The following is a 22654-nucleotide window of genomic DNA, read 5'->3' as shown; positions in this document are numbered from 1 at the left end:
CTTAATATTGAGTTTTTTAAAGATTAATATTTTTTAAGTACAACCGCGCATTCTAAATGAGTAGTATTGTGAAATTGGTCAAAAAAAGCTATATTAACAACAGTGTGTGTTTTCTTTAGAATTTCTAAGTCTTTTTTGAGACTTAAAGGATTACAAGAAAGGTAAAGAATATTTTTATAATCTTGTACAAGAGTTTTCACGCTTTCACTAAGACCACATCTTGGAGGATCTATAAGAATATGGGTGAAATTAAATTCATCTAAATGTATCTCTTTGAGACGAAAAAACTTTCTTTCTTTATAAAAAGCTTTTTTCAAATCTTCGCTTGAAAGTCTTGCAAAAGTAATATTTGAAATAGTATTTAAATTGCAATTTTCAATAGCAAAAGAAATGTTTATTTTTGAAAGTTCGCTTGCTAAAATCTTTCGAAAAAATGGAGCTAAAGCAAGGGTAAAATTTCCATAACCACAATAAAGCTCAAGCATATCGCATTTTTCTTCATTTTGTACTTGTTTTATCATCCATTCTATCATTGTTTGATTCATAGAAGTGTTTGGTTGTATGAAACAGTCATTATTAAAAACATAAAAAAATTTTTTTCCAAAAATTTCAAGACATTGTTTGAGTATTTCTTTGCCAAAAACCAACTTCTTTCCTTTGCTTCTTGCGATTATATTAATTTTTAAGTCATCGTTAAGATTTTTTAATTCTTGCGATATAAGGTCGATGTTTTTGTGATATAGTAGAGTAACGCTGCATTCTGTATTTGTTGTTAGAAATTCGATACCAAAAAGCTTTTGTCGAAGTTTTTCATTTGAATTGAAAACACCTAAAAGCAGAGGCATTAGTGCGGAAATTTTTTTATCAACAAAATCCAAAGTATCAATTATGATTTTCTTTTTATTATGAAACATAGCATATGCTAGAGCTTGATCAGAATGATAAAAACTAAGTTCAGCTCTTGTTCGGTAATGTTTGTTTTTACAAGGATATAACTCATAAACACCTGTGTAAAATTCTTTAAAAAGGTCTTTAGCAAAGGAGACTTTTTTTTTAAAATCAGTAAAAGGACATAATTTTGAAAAATCCAAGTTTTCACTCACATTTTTTTCCTATTATGCGAAGCAAAAAGACAATAAAAAGACAATTGAGTGGTAAAACAATCCAAACGCTTAACCCTAGAGATACAGGAATATACCCACTAAAAAGTGAAAGAATGCAGATGAAAAGAGCGTAAGGAATTTGAGTACGTACGTGTTCCATATGATCGCATTTGCCGCTCATAGAAGAAAGGATAACATTATCAGCAATAGGAGAGCAGTGGTTGCCAAAAATTGCCCCTGTTAAAACGCAACTTATATTTACTACCATATAATGATGTAAAGTATTTGAATCCATACCACTATCCTTACCAATGGTATGTGCTAAAGGCACAACTAAGGGCATTAAAATACCCATAGTTCCATAACTTGTGCCTATAGCAAAAGAGATTACAGATGCTAAGGCAAAAATCAGAGCAGGAAGAATAAATTCTTGGATTTTATCAGCCAAAAGTCCTGTGATAAATAAAGAAGTTCCTAAATCCTTTACTACGCTTGAAAGCGACCAAGCAAATAAAAGCAAAACTATGGTTAAAATCATTGTTTTCCAGCCATAAATCCAAGTTTCAATAGCTTCTTTTATTGTGAAAATTTTCCGTTTAACTCCTAAAAAAATAGCTACAATAGCAGCAAATAAAGCTGCTTGAAAAAGTACCACAGAAGAGTCAGTTTTGCCGAAAGTTAAACGTAATGTTTCAAAAGAAAAAGGGTTGTTTTTTGCGAATTCAAGCTCTTTATCTTTTAAACTCTCTAAACCATTTAAATAAAAACCTATAATAGAAAGAAAGATAAGTGTTAAAATAGGTACTATGGCATCAAAAGAATGTATTTTTATGTTTTCTTTTGGGGCTAAAAATTGATCTTCAATTTCTGTAGTGTCGATTTTGCCAGATTTTTGCAATGGCGCAACTTGCCCTGTACTCCTTGCTCTCAATTCCGCTTTATACATAGGTCCAAATTCTCTCCTCATAACAGCAGTCATTAGAACAAAAAAGAGCATAAAGATATTATAAAAACGATAAGGTATGGTTTGTAGAAAAATCCCAAAAGCACTTATATCGCTTATCCCTATATTTTCATATGCTGTTTTGATTAAGGAAACCTCAAACCCAATCCAAGTTGAAATAACAGCGATTCCAGCAACCGGTGCAGCTGTAGAATCTATAATGAAAGCAAATTTTTCGCGAGAAATTTTAAATTTATCTGCCAATGGTCTCATAATAGGACCTACTATCAATAAATTTGCATAATCGTCAAAAAAAATTAAGAGCCCTAAAAACCAAGTATTAATTTGAACACTAAGGGCTGATTTTGCTTTTTTTGCAAAATTTAATGCTAGAGCTTTTGCACCGCCCATCTTTGTAACAAGCGCAACAAGCCCACCTATGCAAAGAATTTGTAAAATGATACCTGCATTAACAGAATCAGAAGCTGAAACTAAAATATAAGAGACAATTTTAGAAAAAGATTCAACTGCTGTATTGTAAATATTAATAAGAGTTATTTGGGTAGAGTGAAAGATGTTTGAAGCAAGGCTGAGAAGAAAAGTTCCACTTAGAACACCCATAAAAAGCGATAGGATAACATCTTTTGTAATAAAAGCTAGGAGAATGGCAATACAAGGCGGAATCAAAGTGTAAAAACCAAATAATTGAGCATTTTCTTGTGGGTTAGCAAAGCTAAAGAGAGGTAAAAAACAGAGAAAGATATATTTCATTGATTTTTCTCTATGTGAAAACCATTCCAAGTTTGGGTAATTGGCATAAGTTCTATTTCATTAACATTGATATGTTCTGGCAATTGGATAAGAGACAATACCACTTGAGCGATGTCTTGCGCACTGATAAATTGTGTATTTTCATATAAAGAATCAGCCTTCTTACTATCACCTTTAAACCGTACTTGAGAAAATTCCGTCTTGCAAAGACCAGGTGCTAGAGTAGTAACTTTAATGTTAGTCCCTCTTAAATCATTTCTCAAGGCTCGAGAAAATTGTCCGACAAAAGCTTTTGTTCCACAATATACATTACCGCCAAAATAAGGATTTCTTGCAGCAACTGAACCGAGATTAAAAATAAAAGCATTTTTTTGCAAACGCAACAAAGGAATAACAGCTCTTGCAATATACAAAAATCCCTTAATATTTGTATCAACCATAGTATTAATATCTTCAAGACTTAATTTATCAAATTCATCAACGCCTAAAGCCAAACCAGCATTATTGAAAAGTATATGAATATCTTTAAATTCATTAGGTAGTGTTTCTATTGCTTGAAAAACTTCTTTTTGTTTTCTTATATCTAAACAAATTGGAAAAATTTTTTCTTTATAATTTTTGACAAGCTCATCTAATCTTTCCTTGCGTCTTGCTATGGCAATTACTTGGTAGCCCGCTTGAATAAAAGCTTCTGCACAAGCCTTTCCAAAGCCAGAGCTTGCACCAGTTACTAGTGCTGTTTTCATTCTAAATTTCCTTTATAGTATAAGTGTTCATTTGCTTTTAACCCTAAACTTCGCAAATAGTTTGCATTTTCTTTTTGTCCTGCTGCAAGAGCAAAATCAAGTGCATTAAAACCAAGATCATCAACTTCAAACAATTTAGCCCCTTGAAAAATAAGCATTTGTAAAATTTCCACATCTCCATAGGCTGCAGCGTGCATTAAAATATTTTTTGAGGTGTGCTCTAATGCACAAAATGTTATAAAATAAGGAGTATCAGCACCTATATTTGCACTCAAAGCTAATTTTTCATTGTTATTGATATATTTTTGATTTACATTTACTCCTCTTTCTAAGATCAAAGCAATAATGTCTTTACGTTGCAATTCTATGGCATAAAATAATGGAGTTTTCCCAAAAGCATTCGTGCTATTTACATTTGCTCCTTTTTCAAGTAAAAATTTTGTGTTTTCATAGTTTTCAAGTCCATAAAAAATAGCATTTTCATACCCTTCATTTATTTTTGCTCCAAAATTCACAAGAAGCTCTATAATTTCTTTTTTTCTTTGATTTAAAAGAGCTGCTTGTAAGGCTAGTGTAAGTTCATCTCTATTTGGATTATTTGCATAGATAAAATCTTGTACGCGTGCAAGATCATAGTTTTTATTGGCTATAAATTTTGAAAAAGCACTAATATCTTTTTTAATTCTTGTATCTCCAACAGCCCAATTAAGAAATTCGTTTAAAGTGTTAGTTGTATAATAAATATTAGTTGCTTGATCAAAGTTAAAATGAGTTTGAAAATACTGCTCTAAAGGCTCTAGGGCTTTATTATATTCACTCCAAAATTCTTGATAAAGTTTGAAATTTCCTATACTTTGGTATGCCCAATATCTAAAATAAGACCTTAAAATATCATATTTTTTTTCTTGCGCTTTAGAATCTTCAAGTTTTTTATAAGAACTTGGATTAATAGCAATTTGCAAAAGCAAAGCATTAAATTCAGCAAGTTTAGGAATATAAGAAATGCCTCCGCAAGAACTATTGCCACCGTGAATTTTGTTTGCTAATTTATAGAGTTTTCGTGTTATATCTTGATTCTTTAAAGAATTTTTGCAATCTGATATAATATGAAATAAATTTATATCGTGGGAATCAAGTTTTTTTTCGAAAAAATTTTCCTTGTGAGTCTCAATAAACTCACAAGTTACAGTTTCTTGCCCTGCAAGCCAAAGAGCAAAGAAAGAAAGAAAAAACAGAATTTTCATTCGCACCTTTTGTTATAAGTTAATTTTCAAGCTTAAAATTCTCTATTTCGTTAAAATTTAAATATTTATAAATATTTGCTTTGTGTGAATCATTAAGTTTATCGCTTACTATTTGTAAATACTCTTCTTTATTAGGAATTTTGCCTAAAATTGCACTTACAGCAGCAAGTTCTGCACTGCCTAGATATACTTTTGCACCCATACCCATTCTATTATCAAAATTTCTTGTTGAAGTTGAAAAAACTACAGCATTATCATCAACTCGAGCTTGATTTCCCATACACAAAGAACAGCCCGGAACTTCTATTCTTGCTCCAGCAGAACCAAAGATATTATAGTACCCTTCTTTTGTCAGTTGCGCTTTATCCATTTTTGTAGGCGGAACAACCCAAAGTCTTGTTTTAAGCATACCCTTATCTTTTAAAATTTCTCCCAAAGCTCTATAATGTCCTATATTTGTCATACAAGAACCTACGAAAACTTCGTCAATATTTTTTGGACGTTTTTCGTCTTGCAAAATTTCGCTTAAAGTTGCTACATCATCAGGGTCATTTGGACAAGCTAAAATAGGTTCTTTGATATCATTTAAGTTAATTTCAATTATATAAGAATATTTCGCATCTTTATCAGCTCTTAAAAGAGTAGGATTTTTAAGCCATTCCTCCATTTTTTTAGCTCTACGCGCAAGAGTAGCTTTATCTTCATAACCTGATTCTATCATTGCATTTATAAGACTTATGTTTGATTTGATGTATTCACTTACACTTTCTATGCTTAAATCAACGCTACAAGCTGCAGCACTTCTTTCAGCACTTGCATCACTAAGTTCAAAAGCTTGTTCAACTTTTAAATTTGGCAAACCTTCGATTTCTAAGATTTTACCAGCAAAAATATTTTTTTTATTTTTCTTCTCTACTGTAAGCTGCCCTTGTTTGATAGCATAATAAGGGATAGCATTTACCAAATCCCTCAAAGTAATACCTGCTTGAAGCTCCCCGCTAAATCTTACTAAAACGCTTTCAGGAACATTTAAAGGCATAGAACCTGTTACAGCAGCAAAAGCAACAAGTCCACTTCCTGCTGGAAAAGAGATACCTATTGGAAATCTCGTGTGAGAATCTCCGCCTGTACCGACAGTATCAGGCAAAACAAAACGATTAAGCCAAGAGTGAATAACTCCATCGCCTGGTTTTAAACTTACCCCACCGCGACTTGTCATAAAACCGGGTAAGCTTTTATGTAAGTTTGAATCGCTAACTTTAGGATAGGCAGCAGTGTGACAAAAGCTTTGCATTACAAAATCAGCATTAAATCCAAGACTTGCTAGTTCTTTAATTTCATCACGTGTCATAGGTCCTGTGGTATCTTGTGAGCCAACAGTAAGCGTTATAGGCTCTATATACATACCCGGACGCACGCCTTCAATTCCACAGGCACGTCCAAGCATTTTTTGTGCAAGTGTATAACCACCTTTATCTTCTTTTGGTTGTTCGGGTTTAACAAAGATTTTTTCAGGTTCGAGTCCTAGAAATTCTCTTGCTTTTGCACAAAGCCCTCTGCCTATTATAAGAGGTATTCTTCCTCCGGCTCTTACTTCATCTAAAAGAGTGTTTGGAGTAAGTGTAAATTCAGCTATAACTGAACCATTTTTAACAATTTTTCCAGAATAAGGATGTATTTCAAATTCATCTCCCATTTCAAGTTTTGTTACATCGCAAATAATTGGCAAAGCTCCACTATCTTGAGCTGTGTTAAAGAAAATAGGAGCTATTGTAGATCCTAATATTATACCTCCACTATGTTTGTTTGGCACACCTTCGATTTCTTTTCCTAAATGCCATTGTATAGAATTGATCGCTGATTTTCTACTTGAACCTGTACCTACAACATCACCCACATATACAACTTCTTTTCCACTTTGTTTTAATTTTTTAATCATATCAAGCGAACCCGCTTGTCTCACTTTCAGCATAGCATTAGCGTGTAAAGGAATATCACTCCTTGTGAAAGCATCTCCTGCCGGACTTAAATCATCAGTGTTTGTTTCTCCTGCGACTTTGAAAACAACACATTGTATTCGTTCTGGCAGCTTTTCTCTTTTAACAAACCATTCCGCATTTGCCCAACTTTGGAGTACTTCTTTTGCATATTTATTATTTTTACTTAATTCTGCAATGGTATGAAAATTATCGTGTACGAAAATAATATTTTTCAGTACATTGGCAGCATCTTGTGCTGTATCTTCTTGTTTTAAAGCATCAATTAAAACTTTAACATTATAACCACCTAACATTGTTTCAAGCATTTTTAAAGCTCGTTTTTTATCGATATTTGGGGCTTGAAATGCACCCTTTAAAATACCATCTAAAAACTCACATTTTACTAAAGCAGCATCATCAACTCCGGGATTAACACGATTTTGTAAAAGATTTGCCAACTCTTCATCATCGTTTATTTGTAAGAGATTGCAAAGCTCTTTTGTTTGTTCAGCATTCAAAGCTAAAGCTGGAATACTTAACGCCGCTCTTTCTTGAACTAGTTTAGCGTATTCTTCTTTAAAGGACATTTTCTCTCCTTGTGTATAATTTTTTCAATTATAGCCTTTTAAAGGATAAAAAATGTTTAAAATTTATTATAAATCTCCAATTTGTTACTTATCTTTACATAGCAATGGAAATTCCCTTACTGAACTTTCTTTTTGTCAAAAAACAGGAGAAGTAAAGAGTTGTGAAGTATTAGAGCAAGCTAAAGCTGAGCTTGAGCTTTATTTTTCAGGAAGATTGCAAGAATTTAAAACACCTCTTTTGTTACAAGGAACTGTATTTGAGAGAAAAGTGTATAAAGCTTTACAAGAAATTCCCTATGGTCAAACAGCAACATATAAAGAAATAGCTGAAAAAATAGGATATAAGAATGCTTATCGTGCTGTTGGGAATGCAAATTCAAAAAACAAACTTCCTCTTTTTATACCTTGTCATAGAATCGTTGCAAGTAATGGCATAGGCGGGTATAGTGGAGGTTTAAATTATAAAACTTTTTTATTAAAGCTTGAAAAGTATTGCTGTCAATTCAAATCAGACTTGAGCTAAGAGCAATACTTTGTTCTTTAAAAGAATTTTCTTTATTTAAATAAAGAAAATTCTTTTTGTTGCGCAGAGAATTCATTGAAAAATTCCTCTCTGTTTTCAAGCAGAATAAGAAGATAACGAAAGTCTTTTAATTTTCTTAAATCGTTCAAAGTTTGATAAGAAAAATCACACGATAAAGAATTTTTTTTTGCACTTTTAAAACCTTTTATATCGTGACAAGCTTTTTGCCAGTAGAGGAAATCATTTTCTTTAAAAACTATGATAAAAGCCCTAGAGCTTTTTCCAAATTCTGTTAATTCCATTTTTCCATTAATAAAACAAACATTAAAAAAATCAAGTTTATTAGAGTCAAAATGTAAAGGCATTTTTTTTTGCTCAAAAAAAGCAACAAAATGAGCAAAAATTTCAGCGTATATAAAAGGAAGATGCAAATTTTTAAAATAAGAATTTTCGCAAAGTAGATTTGTAAAGAAAAGGCTTGAATGATTTAAAATTTCGAAGCAAGATGAAGGAAGTCTTTCATAGTATGCTCCTAATTGTAAAAGATAACTTTCTTCATCATAACAAAAGATTGCTTTTTGTTTTGCTTTAAGTAAAAGATTAAAATCTAAACAGACATCACCTTGTAATTTTTGTAAAGAAAAAGCTTTTGAAAAATTAAGACTTTCTGTATCAAGTTTTAAAAAACACAGTTCTTTTTCTTCGGATATAAAACGCAAGAGTCTTGTAAGAGAATTTTTTAAATTCTTGCTTTTTAGATAAAACACTTCTTTATCTTTGACAGCGAGTTCTTTTTCAGAAATTATTGCAAAAGCACCTTGTTGCAAAGCTTTATCAAGATCTTCTTCATTTTGGCAAAAAAATGCATAGCCGTGTTTTAATTCTTTTAATTCAAGTGCAAATCCTCCAACACTTGAAACAGAACCTTTATTTGTGATTTGCGTATTTAAAAGTTCATTAAGATTGCTAATGTTCATCATTAGCTTATAAGAGAGCCATTCTCAACAAGTTGTTCTGGAGTGATTAAAACAAGTTTTTTGCCATTTTGTACCGAAAGTATCATTCCATCACTTTCATATCCGAAAATTTTTGCTTTTTTAAGATTGCTAAGCACACATACTTGTTTTCCAATAAGTTCGTGCGGTTTGTAAAATTTTCCTATACCTGAAATCACTTGTCGCAATTCATTTTGATCAAGTTGAAGTTCAAATTTTAAAAGCTTTTCGCTTCCTTCTATTTTTTGGCAGTCTTTGACTAAAGCGACTTTAATTTGAAGTTTCGTAAAATCGTCAAGGGAAACCTTTGTTTCTTGCTTTTCTTTTTGTTTGTTTTCTTCTAAAAGAGCTTTTTCTATCTTTGCAAATAAGCATTCACAAGTACTTGTTTGAAAATTATACAATCCTTTTTTCAATAAGAGTTCTTCATAGCTTTTATTTGAAATTGTAAAATTTAATGCTTTTGCTATTTTTTCACAGCTTTTTGGCAAAACAGGACTCAATAAAATGCTTGTTTTTGCTAAAATATTCGCACATAAGGCAATCAAAGCATTTGCTTTTTCATATTCTTTATTGTTTATTAAATTCCAAGGCTCATATTTGCTAATACTTAAATTTGCTATGCTTAAAGCCTTGAAGAGTTCTTCTAAATAACGATTTGGTTGGATATTCTCCAAGAATTCCTCTGCTAAGTGTAAATGCTGGTGTGTATCATTAAGTTCATTTTGAAAAAATAATTCAACTTGTTCACTTGTAATAGATGTTTTGTTATATTTTTGACTCATACCTATAATACGATTTAATAAATTTCCAAATTCATTACTCAATTCAGCATTAATCCGACCAATAAGCATCTTTTCGCTAAAATCTCCATCATTTCCAAAAGGCACTTCTCTAAGCAAAAAATATCGAAAACTCTCTAAACCATACGCATTGGCAATTTCTTTAGGCTTTATAACATTGCCTTTTGATTTACTCATTTTTTCTCCATCTTTCGTCCACCATCCGTGTGCAGCGATATATTTTGGAAGAGGCAAGTTAGCACTCATTAAAAAAGCTGGCCAATAAATAGCGTGAAAACGCAAGATGTCTTTTCCAACAAAATGAATATGAGCTGGCCAAAATTGAGCATTGTATCCATTAGTACCATAATCAAGTGAGCTAATATAAATAAAAAGTGCATCAAGCCATACATAAATAATATGTTTATCATCTTTGATTTCTTTTGGAAGTTCAATTCCCCAATCAAAACTTGTACGTGTTATAGACAAATCTTTAAGTCCGCTTTGAACAAAATTAATTAATTCATTTTTTTTATTTTTTGGTAGGATAGGATCTTTCTCTTCATACCATTGAAGAATTTTTTTTTCGTATTTTGAGAGTTTAAAAAAATAACTTTCTTCTTTTAAAAGTGTAGTCTGTTTTCCGCAGTCAGGGCAGGTATTATCTTTAAGCTGAGTTGTTGTAAAAAAGCTTTCACAAGAAATACAATAAAATCCTTCATATTCATCTTTATAAATATCACCTTTTTGCCACATTGTTAAAAACATAGTTTTTACAAAATCAATATGTCTTAAATCTGTTGTTCTTGCGTAAATATCATAGCTTATTTCAAATTCATCCCATAGTTTCTTAAAATCATTACTTATTTTATCAGCGTATTCTTTAGGAGTATAGTTCTTTGCTTTAGCGGCTTGTTCTATTTTTTGTCCGTGTTCATCTGTACCTGTTAGCAGTATTGTTTTATGCCCTTGAAGGCGGTAAAACCGTGCTAAAGTGTCAGCTATAATAGTCGTATAAGCGTGTCCTAAGTGTGGAACATCATTAACATAATAAATTGGAGTAGTGATATAACGCATAATTTTCCTTTAAAAATCAAATCCGCCCTCAGTTTTGCCTTTAGACATACTATTATAAACAGCATCAACATAATTTTTACGTGTTTGGCAGTCAAAAATTTCATCGCAATTATAGCAAGTTTTATGTTTTAAATTTTGACATTCAAGTAAGAATTCTTTTCTCTTATCCAATTCTTGTTCAAATTCATCTCTTTGTTGTTTTATTTCAGTCATTTATAAGCCTTTAAAAGTTGTGCAATTTCTTTTTTTGAACCAAAGAAGCAAGGGGTAGTAGCGTGAATTTGTTCAAATTCGAGTTCAAGCAAAGAGCTGTTATAGCCATTAGTGCTTTTTCCACCAGCTTTTTCTATAATATAAGCTAAAGGAAAAACTTCAAAAAAAGCCCTTAACTTACCATTCGGTGCATCTTGTGTTGCAGGATAGCTAAAGATCCCTCCTCCTTTGAGTAAGATTTGATGTGTATCACTTACCATTGCTCCAGAATAACGAAGTCTATATTCTTCAGCAAAAAGAGTTTTTATAAAATTAGAGTGTTTGTTATCCCAAAATTTTTGTGTACCGCCAGTAGCATTAATTCTGCCTTGTTCTTGCATTCGAAGTTCTTTAATGAAAACAAAATTTTTTGTATTGTTTAAACGATAAAGTTTTGGGTTTTCTTCACAAATGACAAGCTCAAGTCTTGGACCATAGATGCTATATAAGGCAAGTTTGAGATTTTTTGCACTCATTGTTTCTTCATAAATGGCAAAAATTGATCCTATTGCAAAATTCACTTCCATTAAACTTGAACCATCAAGAGGATCATAGGCTACGATAAATTTTGCTTTAGGATTTAATTCCAAACTTTCAGTTTTTTCTTCACTTACAAGAGCTTTAATGCTTTGACATTGACTTAATGTTTGGGTAATAATTCCATCACTTAAAACATCAAATTTGAGTTGGGTATCGCCTGTGGCATTTATATTTTTGCTATAACTTGTATCTGGAAATTGAAGTTCTTTAGATATTTGCAGTATAGCTTTTTTTATATGAGTAAGTATATTGTGCATTTAAATTTCTCCTTGTATATTTTTTGCATTTTGAAGTACATACTCGCATAAATTGTGTATGTCGTTTAAATCAAGCCAAGTAAGATTCTTATCAACAATTTTTTTATGGCTTGCTACAGCTTGAGAGAAAGCAAAATAACTCTTATCTATTTCGTTATAAAAAACGCAGATACGAGGGAGTTTGAGTTCTTTTAATCCTTCTACTAAGCATATATCAAAATCACCAGCAAGTTTTAGTGCTTTTAACACATCTCTTTCTTTATGTGAAAAAAAAGTTGTACGTGTCGGACTAAGTACTATTGTTTCTGCTCCTGTTTCAAAGAAAAGAAAGCTATCTTTGCCCTTATGATCAAATTGAGCTTTATCAGATGGGTCGTGTTTAATAAGAACTACTTTAAGTTTCTTTTTTATCAATTCATTGGCTATTGCAGTGATTAAGGTAGTTTTTCCGGAATTTGAAGGTCCGCTAAAAGCCATAATCAGTTTTTTCATACTATTATTCCTTAACATTATAGAAAGAAAATTATAATATCTTAAAGCAAAAATAGAGTTAAAGAGTTGCAATATTTAAAATGGGGATTAATATATGAGAATGTTTCTTTTGTTAGCGGGTTTCTTTCTTTTTAATGCGTGTTCTTTAAAACAAGATCAATTGATTGAAACTGATTTACAGGCGCAAACTTTAATGTTTTCGCAAAAATATAAAATTTCCGCAAAAGATTTGAATGCTGTTGTAACTTTAAGCTATCTTAATCCTGTTTTAGAAAAACAAAATTCAAATGATGTTTTGGTTCTTGTCCTTACTCCAAAATCTTTTATGATACAGCATTTAGAGGTTTTTATCAATCAAAGACAAGCGCAGATAGAAGGATTGAAAGAAAATAATATGCTTTTGCAGTATCTTTTTAAGAATAAATTTTCACAATATTTTAAAATTACAAGTCCAACGAAACAAAATGAAACAGAAATAAAAGCTCAAATTTGCCTTAATTTTTTACCTTGTTTTGAATTGCACTTTCAAAAATATCCGAAATCTTTATACTATCGTTCAGTAGATGTCGATACACAATATAATTAGCTAAAACTTTTTTTCCATAAATTCTAGTTTCTCGATAAGGCACAAGTTCCATTGATAAAAAGGGTTCAAATTTCCCTTCTTTAAACATATCCTTACGTGCCAACATTCTGTTCGTAAAGCCTATACCTCCATTGTAGGCATAAGCGATAAAGAGAGGAGATTTTAAACGACTTTCAAGATAATCTAAATGATGGTTGGCAAAAAAATAAGCAATATTAGGTTGAAACATAAAATCTTGGTCAAACTGAGCAATTTTAAGTTCATTTTTTCCTATATGATTAGCTAAAAAAGGCATAAATTGCATCATTCCGAGCGCATAAGAAGTCGAAATAGCTGTTGGAATAAAACGGCTTTCTTGTCTTGCTATAGCCAAAATAAGTGCTTGACGTGCGCTATCATAATTTTTAATGTGTTCGAAATAAGGCATTATAAAATAATGTTTTTTAAATTTCGAGAGTCTTTCCAAAATATATGTATAGATTGGCAAGGTCTCTTGCGTGTTAAATTCATTCGCAAGTTTTTGAAGTTTTGTTTCATCGGCATTTTGTATATCTTTAGCAAGTTTTTGCCACGCAAAAGGGTCTTGCATATTAAAAGTACTTTTTTCTTTGCTTGGTTTAACATTGATTGTTTGAGGAAAATCCGCATTTGTTAATTCTCTAGCGTAAAGAGTGTAGATGTTTATTGAAGGACTTTTTGTCAAACTTTGTAAGTCTTTTGGGTCTTTTTTAAGAAACCACTGCCAAAACAAAGCATTGTCTTTATCATTTTGATTTTGCAAACTGTGTGCAGCTCTTTTGAAGAAATGGTATGCTAAATCTTCTCTATCATAAACAAGAGCATTTACTCCTAAGTAAAAAGCAGTTTCTTCTTTTGTAGAATTTGAATCTATTTGCAAAAAAGAAGTTCGCAATTTAGGACTTTCTTGTTTAAGAATTATATTTTGCGCAAATTCTTTAAAAGCTGTACTCTTTGAGAGTTTGTTAATAAATTGTGCATCGAGTTCGAAATCTTTTAATTGGAAATACTTATAGAGTTTTAAAAAACCAGCTATATCTTCTTTTTCAACTATGAAAGCCATAGGATTTGTTGTATTAAAGGCGAGTAATAAATTGCTCAAATCAGTTCTTTTTGATTCAAATTTCTTCACAAGTTTGTTTCTAGTTTGTGTGTTAAGACTTGAGATGAAAGCGATAGAATTGAGTCTTATAGCTTGACAAGTGGTGTTTGCATCTAAAATATTTTCTTTTGTGTAGAGATAACACGGAGCAAATTCTGGATTTATATAAGCTTTGGGTTTGACAATCTTTTCAACCTCTGTCTTAATTTTTCCAACATAACGAAAAATATGTGAATGAAGACTTTGAATTTCTTGTTTGCTTAGATTGTTTTCTTCTAGCAACCTGTAGATATAATAATCTTTTGCCAAAGAATTATCTTGTTTTTTGAGTTTTTCTATATCGTAAGATTGGGCTTTTAAACAGCCAAATAGCAAAAGAAAGCTTAATAGGAAAAAAAAATTCATAGTACCATTCCTACAAAATTCCCAAGCAAAATGCTACAAAATTGTAAAATTAAAACAATAATTAAAGGCGCAAGATCTATGTTGCCTATGCGAGTCGGAATTTTATGTATTAAGGCATATGCAGGAGCACTTAGTTTATAAAGAATTTGTACGATAGGGTTATAAGGATCAGGATTGACCCAGCTCAAAAGAGCACTAATAATAATAATCCAAGTATAAATACTAATGAGTATTTGTAAGATTTGTACTAGAGACAGAATAAGAGAATCAAATAGTAGCATTGTTACATCCTTGCAAGTTCTTTGATAAATTTTTTAATGTAAGGATACAGCTCACTCACATCAGGTCCATTTGTTGAACCTGTAAGTATAATTCGCAAAGGCATAAAAAATTTTTTTCCTTTAAGTCCTGATTCTTGCATAAGAGTATTTTTAAAATTGTCATATTTTTCATCCAGATCCATATCACTTAAAATTTTTTTTAAGAGTTGGCATTCTTGTTTCAATTCTTTGAAGTCTTTTTCTGAAAATATTGTCTGTAATTTTTCTTTTAGTTCTACTATGGTGCTTGCTTCTTGGATATAAAATTTCGCTAAATCTGCAACATCTTTTTTATAGCCAAGTAAAGCATTGAGTTTTTCATTGTCAAGCATTTTGATATGTTCTCTATTGATTTGTAAGAGTTTTTTTAGATTAAAACGAGCTGGGGATTTAGAGATATTTGAAATTTCAAACCAAGTTAAAGCTTCATTAAGTGTAAAAATTTCACAAGGTGTTTTATTGCCCAAGAGGAGTAAATAATTTGTAATAGCACTTGGCAAGATTCCATTTTCTAAGAGCCATCTGACACTAGAATGGGTTTCTCTTTTGCTCATTTTTACTCCTTGTTCATTTAAAATGATGGGTAAATGTGCATATTTAATCGTTTTTTCATAATTTAAACTGCTGCGAATGTGCTCTTGTTTTGGAGTATTGGAAACGTGGTCTTCACCACGTATAATGCAAGTAATATTTTCTAGCATATCATCAACAGCACAAGCAAAATTGTAAGTAGGTGTTTTATCTTCTCTCATAATAACAAAAGAATCGATATTTTCAGGTTCAAAATGAAGTTCGCCTTTGATATAATCTTGAAATTTTATAGCAGTTTCAGGTTTTTTAATGCGAATGCTAAACGCTTTTTCGTTCATTACAATTTCATTAGCATCTAAATTTTCGCACGTCCCGTCGTAACGATAAGCTTTGTTATGTTTTTTTGCAAATTCTTTTTTCGCTTTAAGTTCATCTTGGGTGCAAAAACAAGCAAAGGCTTTTTTTTCACTTACAAGTTGTAAAGCCATTTGTCTGTGAAATTTGAGATTATCACTTTGTATGTATAAATATTGCCAAGAAAGTCCAAAAAGCTGCAAAAGATCTTGAATCTCTTTCTCTTTGCCTTCTATATTTCTTGCTTTATCTGTATCTTCAATACGTAAAATAAAATTTGTATTTTCTTTTTTAGCACAAAGATAATTAATGAGAGCTGTTCGTAAATTTCCTATATGCATATCCCCTGTGGGAGATGGAGCAAAACGATACATTATTAACCTTAACAATGAATTTTTATTGCATTATAGCAAAGAAATTTTAGATAGAATATTTATTTTTTTTTGCTATAATGGTTTTATGATATTTTTATTTTTTTCTCTAGTTGTATTATTGATTTTTGCTTTGGCAAACGTTTATATCTATAAAAGATTAGTACGAAAATTTATACTTTTTAGATATATCAATACGCTTTTTGCTCTCGTTTTAACTTTGCTTTTTTTTGCTCAAGCGCTGTTTTTGCTTTTGCGCAGAGATGAGTATTTAAGTGATGAAATTTATAGTATATTAGCTTTATTATATGCACCGACTTATTGTTTCTTTTTTCTTGTTGTTATGCTTGATACCGCAAGATTGATACGATTTTTATTTTACAAAACATCTTTGCAAATCCATATGGCTTTGCGTGTGTTTTTTGAAGTTGCCATTCTTCTATGTGGAATTTTCTTAACTTATGCAAGCATTCATAATGCCTTGAGGATACCAGAAGTAAAAAATGTAGAACTCTCTCTTGATAACTTAGACAGAACTTTAAAAATTGCATTGCTAAGTGATATTCATTTAGGTAAAAATTTGCACGAAGATTTTTTAAATGGACTTATTGCAAAAGTTAATGAACAAAATGTTGATATGGTATTAATACCGGGCGATTTAATAGATACAAATCCTAAGAATCTAGAAGGTTATATCTCAAAACTTGATGATTTTCATTCTACTTATGGTACTTTTTATGCTGTTGGGAATCACGAATACTATCAAGGTATTAATGAAGTTTTAAACTTGCTAAGAACACGTACTAATATCAATATTTTACTTAATGAAACCAAAGATTTAGGTTTTATGAATATAGCTGGATTAGGTGATTTGGAAGGTTTAAGGAAAGGGCTTTTTGCCCCAGATGTAGCAAGAATCAAAGCAGGAATTGATTTTTCAAAGCCAAGTATAGTATTAGCTCATCAACCAAAAACTGCTTTATTATATGATTTAAGCGATTTTGATTTGATTGTCAGCGGACATACACACGGCGGACAAATTTTCCCTTTTATGTTTCTTGTAAAGCTTAATCAAGGTTTTTTACACGGGCTTTATAAACTTGGTGAATATACGCAACTTTATGTAACAAGTGGAGCTGGGTTTTGGGGACCTAGTATACGTAGCTTTGCTGATAATGAAATCGTAATTTTAAATGTAAAAAGTAAAAAATGAATTTTATTAAAATAAGTTCGAATCTTTTTGGATTACTATCATCTATTAAGTTTCCAAAATTGATTCAAAATTTCTTGAATAAGAGCTATATTAAATTCTTCCATATCGATATGAGTGAATTTAAAGATCCAAGCGAATATGAAAGTTTAAATGCCTTGTTTGCAAGGGCTTTACAAGAAGAACGTGTTTTAGAAGAAGGGATTATCAGTCCTTGTGATGGAAAAGTCTTGCAATCTGGGAGTGCTTTTATGGCTGATAATGAATTGTTCGCTTTTGCTATTAAAGGACATACTTATAGCTTAGAAACACTCTTAAAAGGGAGTTTTGAAAGTCAAGAGCTTCAAAATGGACTTGATTATCTTAATATTTACCTTGCTCCTAAAGATTATCATCGTTATCATGCACCTTGTGATTTAGAGATACTGAGTGCAACCTATACAGATGGTGCTTTGTATAGTGTCAATGAAAAATATATCTGTACCATTAGCAATTTATATGCAAAAAATGAGAGAGTGAGTTTAAAATGTAGAAGTATAAAAGGTTTGTTTTGGCTTGTTTTTATTGGGGCAAGAAATGTAGGCAAAATGCGTTTTCATTTTGATACAAGCATACAAACTAATGCAAAAAAAAATCATAATTTTACAACAAAGTACGACAATTTACTTTTTCAAAAAGGACAAGAACTTGGGTATTTTGAACTTGGTTCTACTGTGGTATTTATTGCTCAAAAAGGACAGATGCTTTTTAAAGAGTTTGCAAATAACGAGTTGAAATTTGGTGCAAAAATTGCAGAATTTATAGAGATACATTAAGAAAATATTTCACATTTAATTCACATAAACAACATATACTTCCTTATCATTTTTTAAGGAGTTTTTATGAAATTAGTTTTTTTAATTTTTGCATTGAGTTTGCTTGCCTTTGCTAATCCTCTTTTAAATACTCAAAATGCTACTAGCAATGCAACTACCCAACAAAATCCTCCAGTAACTTCATATCAGCAAGTTCCTGCTTATCCGCAAAATTATGCTTTGCCACCAAAAATTATGCAACAGATAAATTCAATGTATCCGGGTGTTTTTATAAAAGATATTGATTGGAAAGCTTATGGTTATGAAGTTGAACTCAGTAATTATATGGAGTTATTTTTTGACAGACAAGGGAATTTACTTGGTCAAAAATTTGATGATTAATATAATTTAATTTCTTATTTGGCTGTTTTATTTGCCATTTGATAAATAAAAGCAAAGATTTCAGCCACTGCTTTATACATATTTGGCGGAATTTCATCTCCAAGATCAAGCTTGCTAAGTATTTCTATTAAATCTTCATCTTCTTTAATCGGTACTCCGTGTTCTTTAGCCAAAGAAATAATCTTAGCAGCATTTTCTCCTTTAGCATTTGCCAAAACTTTGGGAGCTGAATTCTTTTCTTTTTGATAGCCTAAAGCAACTGCCTTTTTAATTGATTTTTTGAGTTTTTTCATACCTTTTTATCCATTCCCATTTCAAGATCGTAGTTCCTTAAATTTCTTTTCTCAAATTTATTTCGTATAATATCTCCAACAAAAAAATTGCTGCTCAATAAACCAACTTTATTCATAGCTCTTTTAAGTTTATGGGCATTTTCATAAATATTCTTTCTAAAATCTTTATTTTCAGCCATTATGTTTATATCGATGTATTTTTCATTGTTAAGAGAAAGGAGGATTTCAAGCTCTCCAAGTTTTGCAAATTGAAGCTTGATTTGAGTAAAAAATTTATCTTTTTTCCCTCGTTTAAAAATTATTTTTGAATCATTTAAATCATCCCAAAAAAATGGCAGATAGGTATTTACTGAATCATTAGCAAGTGAAAGAAGTTGATTGAGTTCAATTTGTGCAAGAAGTCTGTTGGCTTGATTATATACAGCTTCATTACCTTCATTTTTTGCGATATTTGAAATTTGTAAAAGAGTAGATTTAATATCATTTTGAAGTTCCGCGTGGATGTCATTTTCAGTTTTTAGTTTGATTTGATTAATGTCTTTAAACGAGAGTTCAAGTTTACGGTTAAGGTGTTTTAATTCTTCAAGATTGAGTTTTGCATTTTGTGTTTCTGGTTCGAGTTCTTTGAGGCTTTGATTGAGTTTTTTAGCAAGTGTGCTTAAATCTTTGCTTAAAATTTGTGCTTCGTTAAAATCTAAATCCCCATCGCTAAAAGCAAAATTTTTTGGAATATTTTCTTTTGGAATTTCTTGTTCTTTTTGGGTAAATTGATTTGCAGTAGGATTTGAAACTGCGGAATTTTTGGCAGTTTGAGTATGTGTTTTTTCTATTGTGTGTTCATTTTTGCTTTCATTTATTTTGTTGTTCACTTCTTTAGGAGAATCTTTTTTGTTTTCTTTTATTTGTTCTTTTGTGTTTGTACTATCTTTTTGCATTTCTTGGAGAGATTTTTTTTGCTGTTTATCATCTTCTTGATGTATTTCATTTTTATAAGTTTGAGTATCTGTATCAGATATTTTTTCATTAGTATGAGTTTTTTCTGTTGATGCTTGAGTTGCAATGTGTTTTTGTGGTTTTTCTTCAGATTTCATAGTGGGAGGTTTTTGAAAAGAAGGTTGTTTTTGTAAGATGTTTTTTATAGTATTTTCAAGTTTTTCTAAAGCATTTATGCTTTGATTGAGAATCTTTGTATTTTCGATGATTAGATTTTGCGGTCTATTAAGTGTTTTTAAGACTTCATTTTTTAAAGCGTTTATTTCTTTTGAAATTGTGTTTGCAATAGTTGCAATCTTTTCTTGGGCTTGACTTGGATTTTTATGAATGTAGTTTTTAAAATTCTCTATTTTTGAAGCAAATTTTAAGAGGCTTTTCAAAGAACTTTGATCAAGAATGTGTTTGTTTTCATTTTTATTGTTTTTAACAATATCATTAAGCTTATTAAGACTTTCTTTAGGACTTAAATTTGCAAAAGCGAGTTGGGAAATTTCATTTGATATTTTTTCATTGCTTAAAGATTTGATTGTGCTTATGAGTGAATAAAAACTTTTTGGAAGTATTTCTTGATTAAGAGCCTCTTTAAGTTTTGTTTCAAAAAACATACCTGAATTTTTTAATAAAGGGGCAAATCTTTCAGTTTGCATTTGGCTTACAGGTTTTATGATTTGATTTAGCCGTTCTAAAATTTGACTAAAAATATCATTTTTTGCAAGCTCTGTGCTAAGAATTTTCAGTTCATTTGTAAAATTTGGAGCAAAATTAACATCTTTGCCTTGTTGAAGTACGGGTGAATTGAAATTTTTTCCAGAATGTATCTGCTCAAGTAGTTTGCTTACAAGTTCTTTCAATTTTTCTTCTGATTTGTTTTGAGTGAAATTTTCTACAATATCTTTTGCTAAGTTTTCTTTTGCAAGTCCTAAATTTTGTTTTAAAGCTGTGGCAAGCGTTTCCTTTGAGGTGGGCTTATTTTTATCTTTTGAAGTATTGACTTCATTTTGAATTTCTTTTCGTGTGGAGGCAATTTGACTTGTAAGTTGAGTATTAATCATCTAGCATTACCATAGCTCTTTTTTTAAACTTTTTGTTTAAAATATTTGGTTTGTTAAGAGCAAAAAGGATTAAAAATCCTAAAGTCAAAAGATAAAACCAGGTAAAACCTTTTGCTCCAAAATAATGCATTAAAACAGCCAAAATTAAAGGTGCAATAAAGGAACCCAAAGAATAACAAAAAAGTATGCCGCGACCAACTTCTACAGCTTCATTTTTCTCTTCTAGCATATCATTAGCCCGTGCTAATGCTAAAGCATATAAACATAAAATTCCAATTCCAAGAAAAAAAGCCAATATATATTGAAAATAGAGACTTGGATTTAAAAAGATAAAACAAAGCATTGTGATAAATCCTATAATACAACAACAAATAATAGCAAATTTGCGACCTAATGTATCAGAAACTATACCTATGATCGTTTGAGCTAAAAAGCCCCCAACCATAGTACAAAACATAAAATATGACACTTCTTTTGAGTTAAAATCCTGCAATAGTATAAATAAAGAAGCCATAGAAAAGAAACCATTCATCAGCATTCCTGCTACAAAACTTGTAATTATAGCTAAAGGCGCAAGATTAAAGACTTTAGGAATAGAAATAGTACTTAGGCTTGGAAGTTTTGGTTCTTTGATTTTAATGAGATTTAAAGGCAAAGAAGAAAGTAAAATTAAACTTGCGCTGAGTATAAAGAGGTTTTGCTTATTTAAATCAAGTGCTATAATGAGTAATCCTACTCCAAAAGAAAGGTAAAAAACTATCTCATAAAAACTTAGAACTCTTGAACGTACAGCATTTTTTGCCTTATCATTAAGCCACGATTCTATAATCATTAAAAGTCCATAATAACAAATACCTATAAAAAATCTTAACAAAGCCCAAAAAAGAAGATTTTCATTTAAAATATGAAGCATAGTTGAAATTCCAAACACTGCCCCAAAAAGTCCAAAAGAACGTATGTGTCCTATGCGAGAGATTATCCTATGTGCGCTTATGGTACCAACAAGTGCTCCTATAAAAAAGCACGAGCTTACTATACCTACATCTAAGGAACTCTGTGTATTTTCTTTGAGTATCACACCGGTAGAACTTACTATAAGAGCATTTCCTATGAACAAAAAAGACATACTAAGAAATAAAGAGGTCATCGACCTAATGATTCTTCTTGGACTCATATTTCACATATAATAGAAAAATAAAAATACAAACAAGCAGACTCGAAATTCCGCACAAATATCCAAAAACATTTAACAAACCCCTGTGTTGCAAAAATAAAAAAGAAACAGCTAAAAGTCCGTAAGCACACAATTTAAAAAAAGCAAAAAAGAAAGAAAAATGACGCCATTTTTCACTTAAACTTAGAGTTAAATCGTCATTTATTTTTCGGAAATAAACAATTTTTGGAAAAAATTGATATTTTTTTACAAAAATCATTAGAGGTGCTTGCGTTATATTATACCGTTTTGCTTGAAGAAGCACATTTTTTTTATAATGCAAATATGAACAAAATACTATAAGCAATACATTGAAAAAAGCTGTTTCATAGCTTAAAAAAACAGCTAAAGTTAAGTCGGTGAAAAACCATAAAAGGGTAAAAAATATTTGTATGCAACAAAGAATAATAAAAAAACAGCTTTTATGTTCCATTGTTTTTCTTATCATCTTCATACTGGTTATACTGCTCATAGCTTTTTACTTGTGCTTTATAGGCTTTGTAAATATTAAGTATAGCCCCAGCCACTCCCCAAAATACTCCAAGCCAAAAAAGACTAGGGTAGGGAGTAAATTTTTTTAATAAAAGTCCAATTCCTATCCCAAGAAGAACAGCTACAACGATTGAAATACCTAGACTTAGGCTTTCAGCAGCTTCAAGGCTTTTACGGATGAAATTGTGTTTCTTGCTTGAGGGTGCATTGTTTTTATCCACTTTTAT

Annotated in this window: 23 protein-coding genes; 5 read left to right on the top strand and 18 right to left on the bottom strand. The window is 30.8% G+C overall.

Annotated elements, in window-relative coordinates:
- Nucleotides 1–23: 23 nt before the first annotated feature.
- From trmA to OQH62_RS02640, 5 genes are read right to left on the bottom strand one after another with little or no spacing between them, the layout of a single operon-like run.
- Nucleotides 24–1091 (bottom strand): tRNA (uridine(54)-C5)-methyltransferase TrmA, encoded by a 1068-nt coding sequence (gene trmA, locus OQH62_RS02660; protein ID WP_266013629.1) that lies wholly within the window; start codon nucleotides 1089–1091, stop codon nucleotides 24–26.
- 4 nt (nucleotides 1092–1095) lie between these two features.
- Nucleotides 1096–2817 carry a Na+/H+ antiporter NhaC family protein gene (locus OQH62_RS02655; RefSeq protein ID WP_266013445.1) on the bottom strand — a complete coding sequence of 574 codons (1722 nt, stop codon included), beginning with the start codon at nucleotides 2815–2817 and terminating at the stop codon, nucleotides 1096–1098.
- The gene (locus OQH62_RS02650) at nucleotides 2814–3563 is read right to left on the bottom strand and encodes an SDR family NAD(P)-dependent oxidoreductase (RefSeq protein ID WP_266013442.1); all 750 of its coding nucleotides are present in this window, start codon (nucleotides 3561–3563) and stop codon (nucleotides 2814–2816) included. The genes OQH62_RS02655 and OQH62_RS02650 overlap by 4 nt, the downstream gene beginning before the upstream one ends.
- The gene (locus tag OQH62_RS02645) at nucleotides 3560–4807 is read right to left on the bottom strand and encodes an ankyrin repeat domain-containing protein (RefSeq protein ID WP_266013440.1); all 1248 of its coding nucleotides are present in this window, start codon (nucleotides 4805–4807) and stop codon (nucleotides 3560–3562) included. The genes OQH62_RS02650 and OQH62_RS02645 overlap by 4 nt, the downstream gene beginning before the upstream one ends.
- A gap of 19 nt (nucleotides 4808–4826) precedes the next feature.
- Nucleotides 4827–7373 (bottom strand): bifunctional aconitate hydratase 2/2-methylisocitrate dehydratase, encoded by a 2547-nt coding sequence (locus tag OQH62_RS02640; RefSeq protein WP_266013438.1) that lies wholly within the window; start codon nucleotides 7371–7373, stop codon nucleotides 4827–4829.
- A 52-nt stretch (nucleotides 7374–7425) separates the two neighbouring features.
- Here OQH62_RS02640 and OQH62_RS02635 point away from each other — a divergent pair, with 52 nt between their 5' ends.
- Nucleotides 7426–7896: a methylated-DNA--[protein]-cysteine S-methyltransferase gene (locus OQH62_RS02635; RefSeq protein ID WP_266013436.1), complete on the top strand. Its 471-nt coding sequence runs from the start codon at nucleotides 7426–7428 to the stop codon at nucleotides 7894–7896.
- A gap of 32 nt (nucleotides 7897–7928) precedes the next feature.
- On the opposite strand, the gene OQH62_RS02630 is transcribed toward OQH62_RS02635, so the two are convergent.
- From OQH62_RS02630 to mobB, 5 genes are read right to left on the bottom strand one after another with little or no spacing between them, the layout of a single operon-like run.
- Nucleotides 7929–8876: a hypothetical protein gene (locus OQH62_RS02630; RefSeq protein ID WP_266013434.1), complete on the bottom strand. Its 948-nt coding sequence runs from the start codon at nucleotides 8874–8876 to the stop codon at nucleotides 7929–7931.
- Entirely contained in the window at nucleotides 8876–10750 is a 1875-nt protein-coding gene (gene metG / locus OQH62_RS02625; RefSeq protein WP_266013431.1) for a methionine--tRNA ligase, read from the bottom strand. Before metG ends, OQH62_RS02630 begins: the two co-directional genes overlap by 1 nt.
- 9 nt (nucleotides 10751–10759) lie before the next feature.
- Nucleotides 10760–10954 (bottom strand): hypothetical protein, encoded by a 195-nt coding sequence (locus OQH62_RS02620; RefSeq protein ID WP_266013626.1) that lies wholly within the window; start codon nucleotides 10952–10954, stop codon nucleotides 10760–10762.
- Nucleotides 10955–10959: 5 nt separating this feature from the next.
- Nucleotides 10960–11799: a class 1 fructose-bisphosphatase gene (locus OQH62_RS02615; protein WP_266013428.1), complete on the bottom strand. Its 840-nt coding sequence runs from the start codon at nucleotides 11797–11799 to the stop codon at nucleotides 10960–10962.
- A complete protein-coding gene (gene mobB, locus OQH62_RS02610) occupies nucleotides 11800–12291 on the bottom strand; it encodes a molybdopterin-guanine dinucleotide biosynthesis protein B (RefSeq protein ID WP_266013423.1) in 492 nt (163 codons plus the stop codon).
- 94 nt (nucleotides 12292–12385) lie between these two features.
- On the opposite strand from mobB, the gene OQH62_RS02605 reads away from it, so the two are divergent.
- Nucleotides 12386–12877, top strand: a complete 492-nt coding sequence (locus OQH62_RS02605; RefSeq protein ID WP_266013419.1) for a hypothetical protein — start codon at nucleotides 12386–12388, stop codon at nucleotides 12875–12877.
- Here OQH62_RS02605 and OQH62_RS02600 read toward each other — a convergent pair.
- Genes OQH62_RS02600 through gltX form a run of 3 tightly spaced genes read right to left on the bottom strand, consistent with a single transcriptional unit; the run spans nucleotide 12786 to nucleotide 15981 of the window.
- A complete protein-coding gene (locus OQH62_RS02600) occupies nucleotides 12786–14402 on the bottom strand; it encodes a lytic transglycosylase domain-containing protein (protein WP_266013416.1) in 1617 nt (538 codons plus the stop codon). The two genes, OQH62_RS02605 and OQH62_RS02600, sit on opposite strands and share 92 nt — an antisense overlap.
- A complete protein-coding gene (locus OQH62_RS02595; protein ID WP_266013413.1) occupies nucleotides 14399–14683 on the bottom strand; it encodes a YggT family protein in 285 nt (94 codons plus the stop codon). Before OQH62_RS02595 ends, OQH62_RS02600 begins: the two co-directional genes overlap by 4 nt.
- 2 nt (nucleotides 14684–14685) lie before the next feature.
- On the bottom strand, nucleotides 14686–15981 hold the full coding sequence (gltX, locus tag OQH62_RS02590) for a glutamate--tRNA ligase (RefSeq protein ID WP_266013410.1): 1296 nt from the start codon (nucleotides 15979–15981) through the stop codon (nucleotides 14686–14688).
- Between the two features lie 85 nt (nucleotides 15982–16066).
- Here gltX and OQH62_RS02585 point away from each other — a divergent pair, with 85 nt between their 5' ends.
- From OQH62_RS02585 to OQH62_RS02575, 3 genes are all read left to right on the top strand, one after another.
- On the top strand, nucleotides 16067–17191 hold the full coding sequence (locus tag OQH62_RS02585; protein ID WP_266013623.1) for a metallophosphoesterase: 1125 nt from the start codon (nucleotides 16067–16069) through the stop codon (nucleotides 17189–17191).
- Entirely contained in the window at nucleotides 17188–18003 is an 816-nt protein-coding gene (locus OQH62_RS02580; RefSeq protein ID WP_266013407.1) for a phosphatidylserine decarboxylase, read from the top strand. Before OQH62_RS02585 ends, OQH62_RS02580 begins: the two co-directional genes overlap by 4 nt.
- Nucleotides 18004–18069: 66 nt before the next feature.
- Complete coding sequence (locus OQH62_RS02575; RefSeq protein WP_266013403.1) at nucleotides 18070–18384, top strand: PepSY-like domain-containing protein; 315 nt, start codon at nucleotides 18070–18072, stop codon at nucleotides 18382–18384.
- A 14-nt stretch (nucleotides 18385–18398) separates the two neighbouring features.
- On the opposite strand, the gene OQH62_RS02570 is transcribed toward OQH62_RS02575, so the two are convergent.
- The 5 genes from OQH62_RS02570 to OQH62_RS02550 are packed head-to-tail and all read right to left on the bottom strand — an operon-like array spanning nucleotide 18399 to nucleotide 22654.
- On the bottom strand, nucleotides 18399–18677 hold the full coding sequence (locus OQH62_RS02570) for a FlhB-like flagellar biosynthesis protein (protein WP_266013400.1): 279 nt from the start codon (nucleotides 18675–18677) through the stop codon (nucleotides 18399–18401).
- The gene (locus OQH62_RS02565; RefSeq protein ID WP_266013397.1) at nucleotides 18674–20722 is read right to left on the bottom strand and encodes a flagellar hook-length control protein FliK; all 2049 of its coding nucleotides are present in this window, start codon (nucleotides 20720–20722) and stop codon (nucleotides 18674–18676) included. The genes OQH62_RS02570 and OQH62_RS02565 overlap by 4 nt, the downstream gene beginning before the upstream one ends.
- On the bottom strand, nucleotides 20715–21896 hold the full coding sequence (locus tag OQH62_RS02560; RefSeq protein WP_266013394.1) for an MFS transporter: 1182 nt from the start codon (nucleotides 21894–21896) through the stop codon (nucleotides 20715–20717). Before OQH62_RS02560 ends, OQH62_RS02565 begins: the two co-directional genes overlap by 8 nt.
- Nucleotides 21874–22368, bottom strand: a complete 495-nt coding sequence (locus OQH62_RS02555) for a hypothetical protein (RefSeq protein WP_266013391.1) — start codon at nucleotides 22366–22368, stop codon at nucleotides 21874–21876. The genes OQH62_RS02560 and OQH62_RS02555 overlap by 23 nt, the downstream gene beginning before the upstream one ends.
- A complete protein-coding gene (locus OQH62_RS02550; protein WP_266013619.1) occupies nucleotides 22358–22654 on the bottom strand; it encodes an AtpZ/AtpI family protein in 297 nt (98 codons plus the stop codon). The genes OQH62_RS02555 and OQH62_RS02550 overlap by 11 nt, the downstream gene beginning before the upstream one ends.

Source organism: Campylobacter sp. MIT 21-1684 (genome assembly GCF_026241315.1).
GTDB lineage: Bacteria > Campylobacterota > Campylobacteria > Campylobacterales > Campylobacteraceae > Campylobacter_D.
Note: the sequence above shows the minus strand (reverse complement) of the source record. Positions and strands in the feature narration are given on the sequence as shown.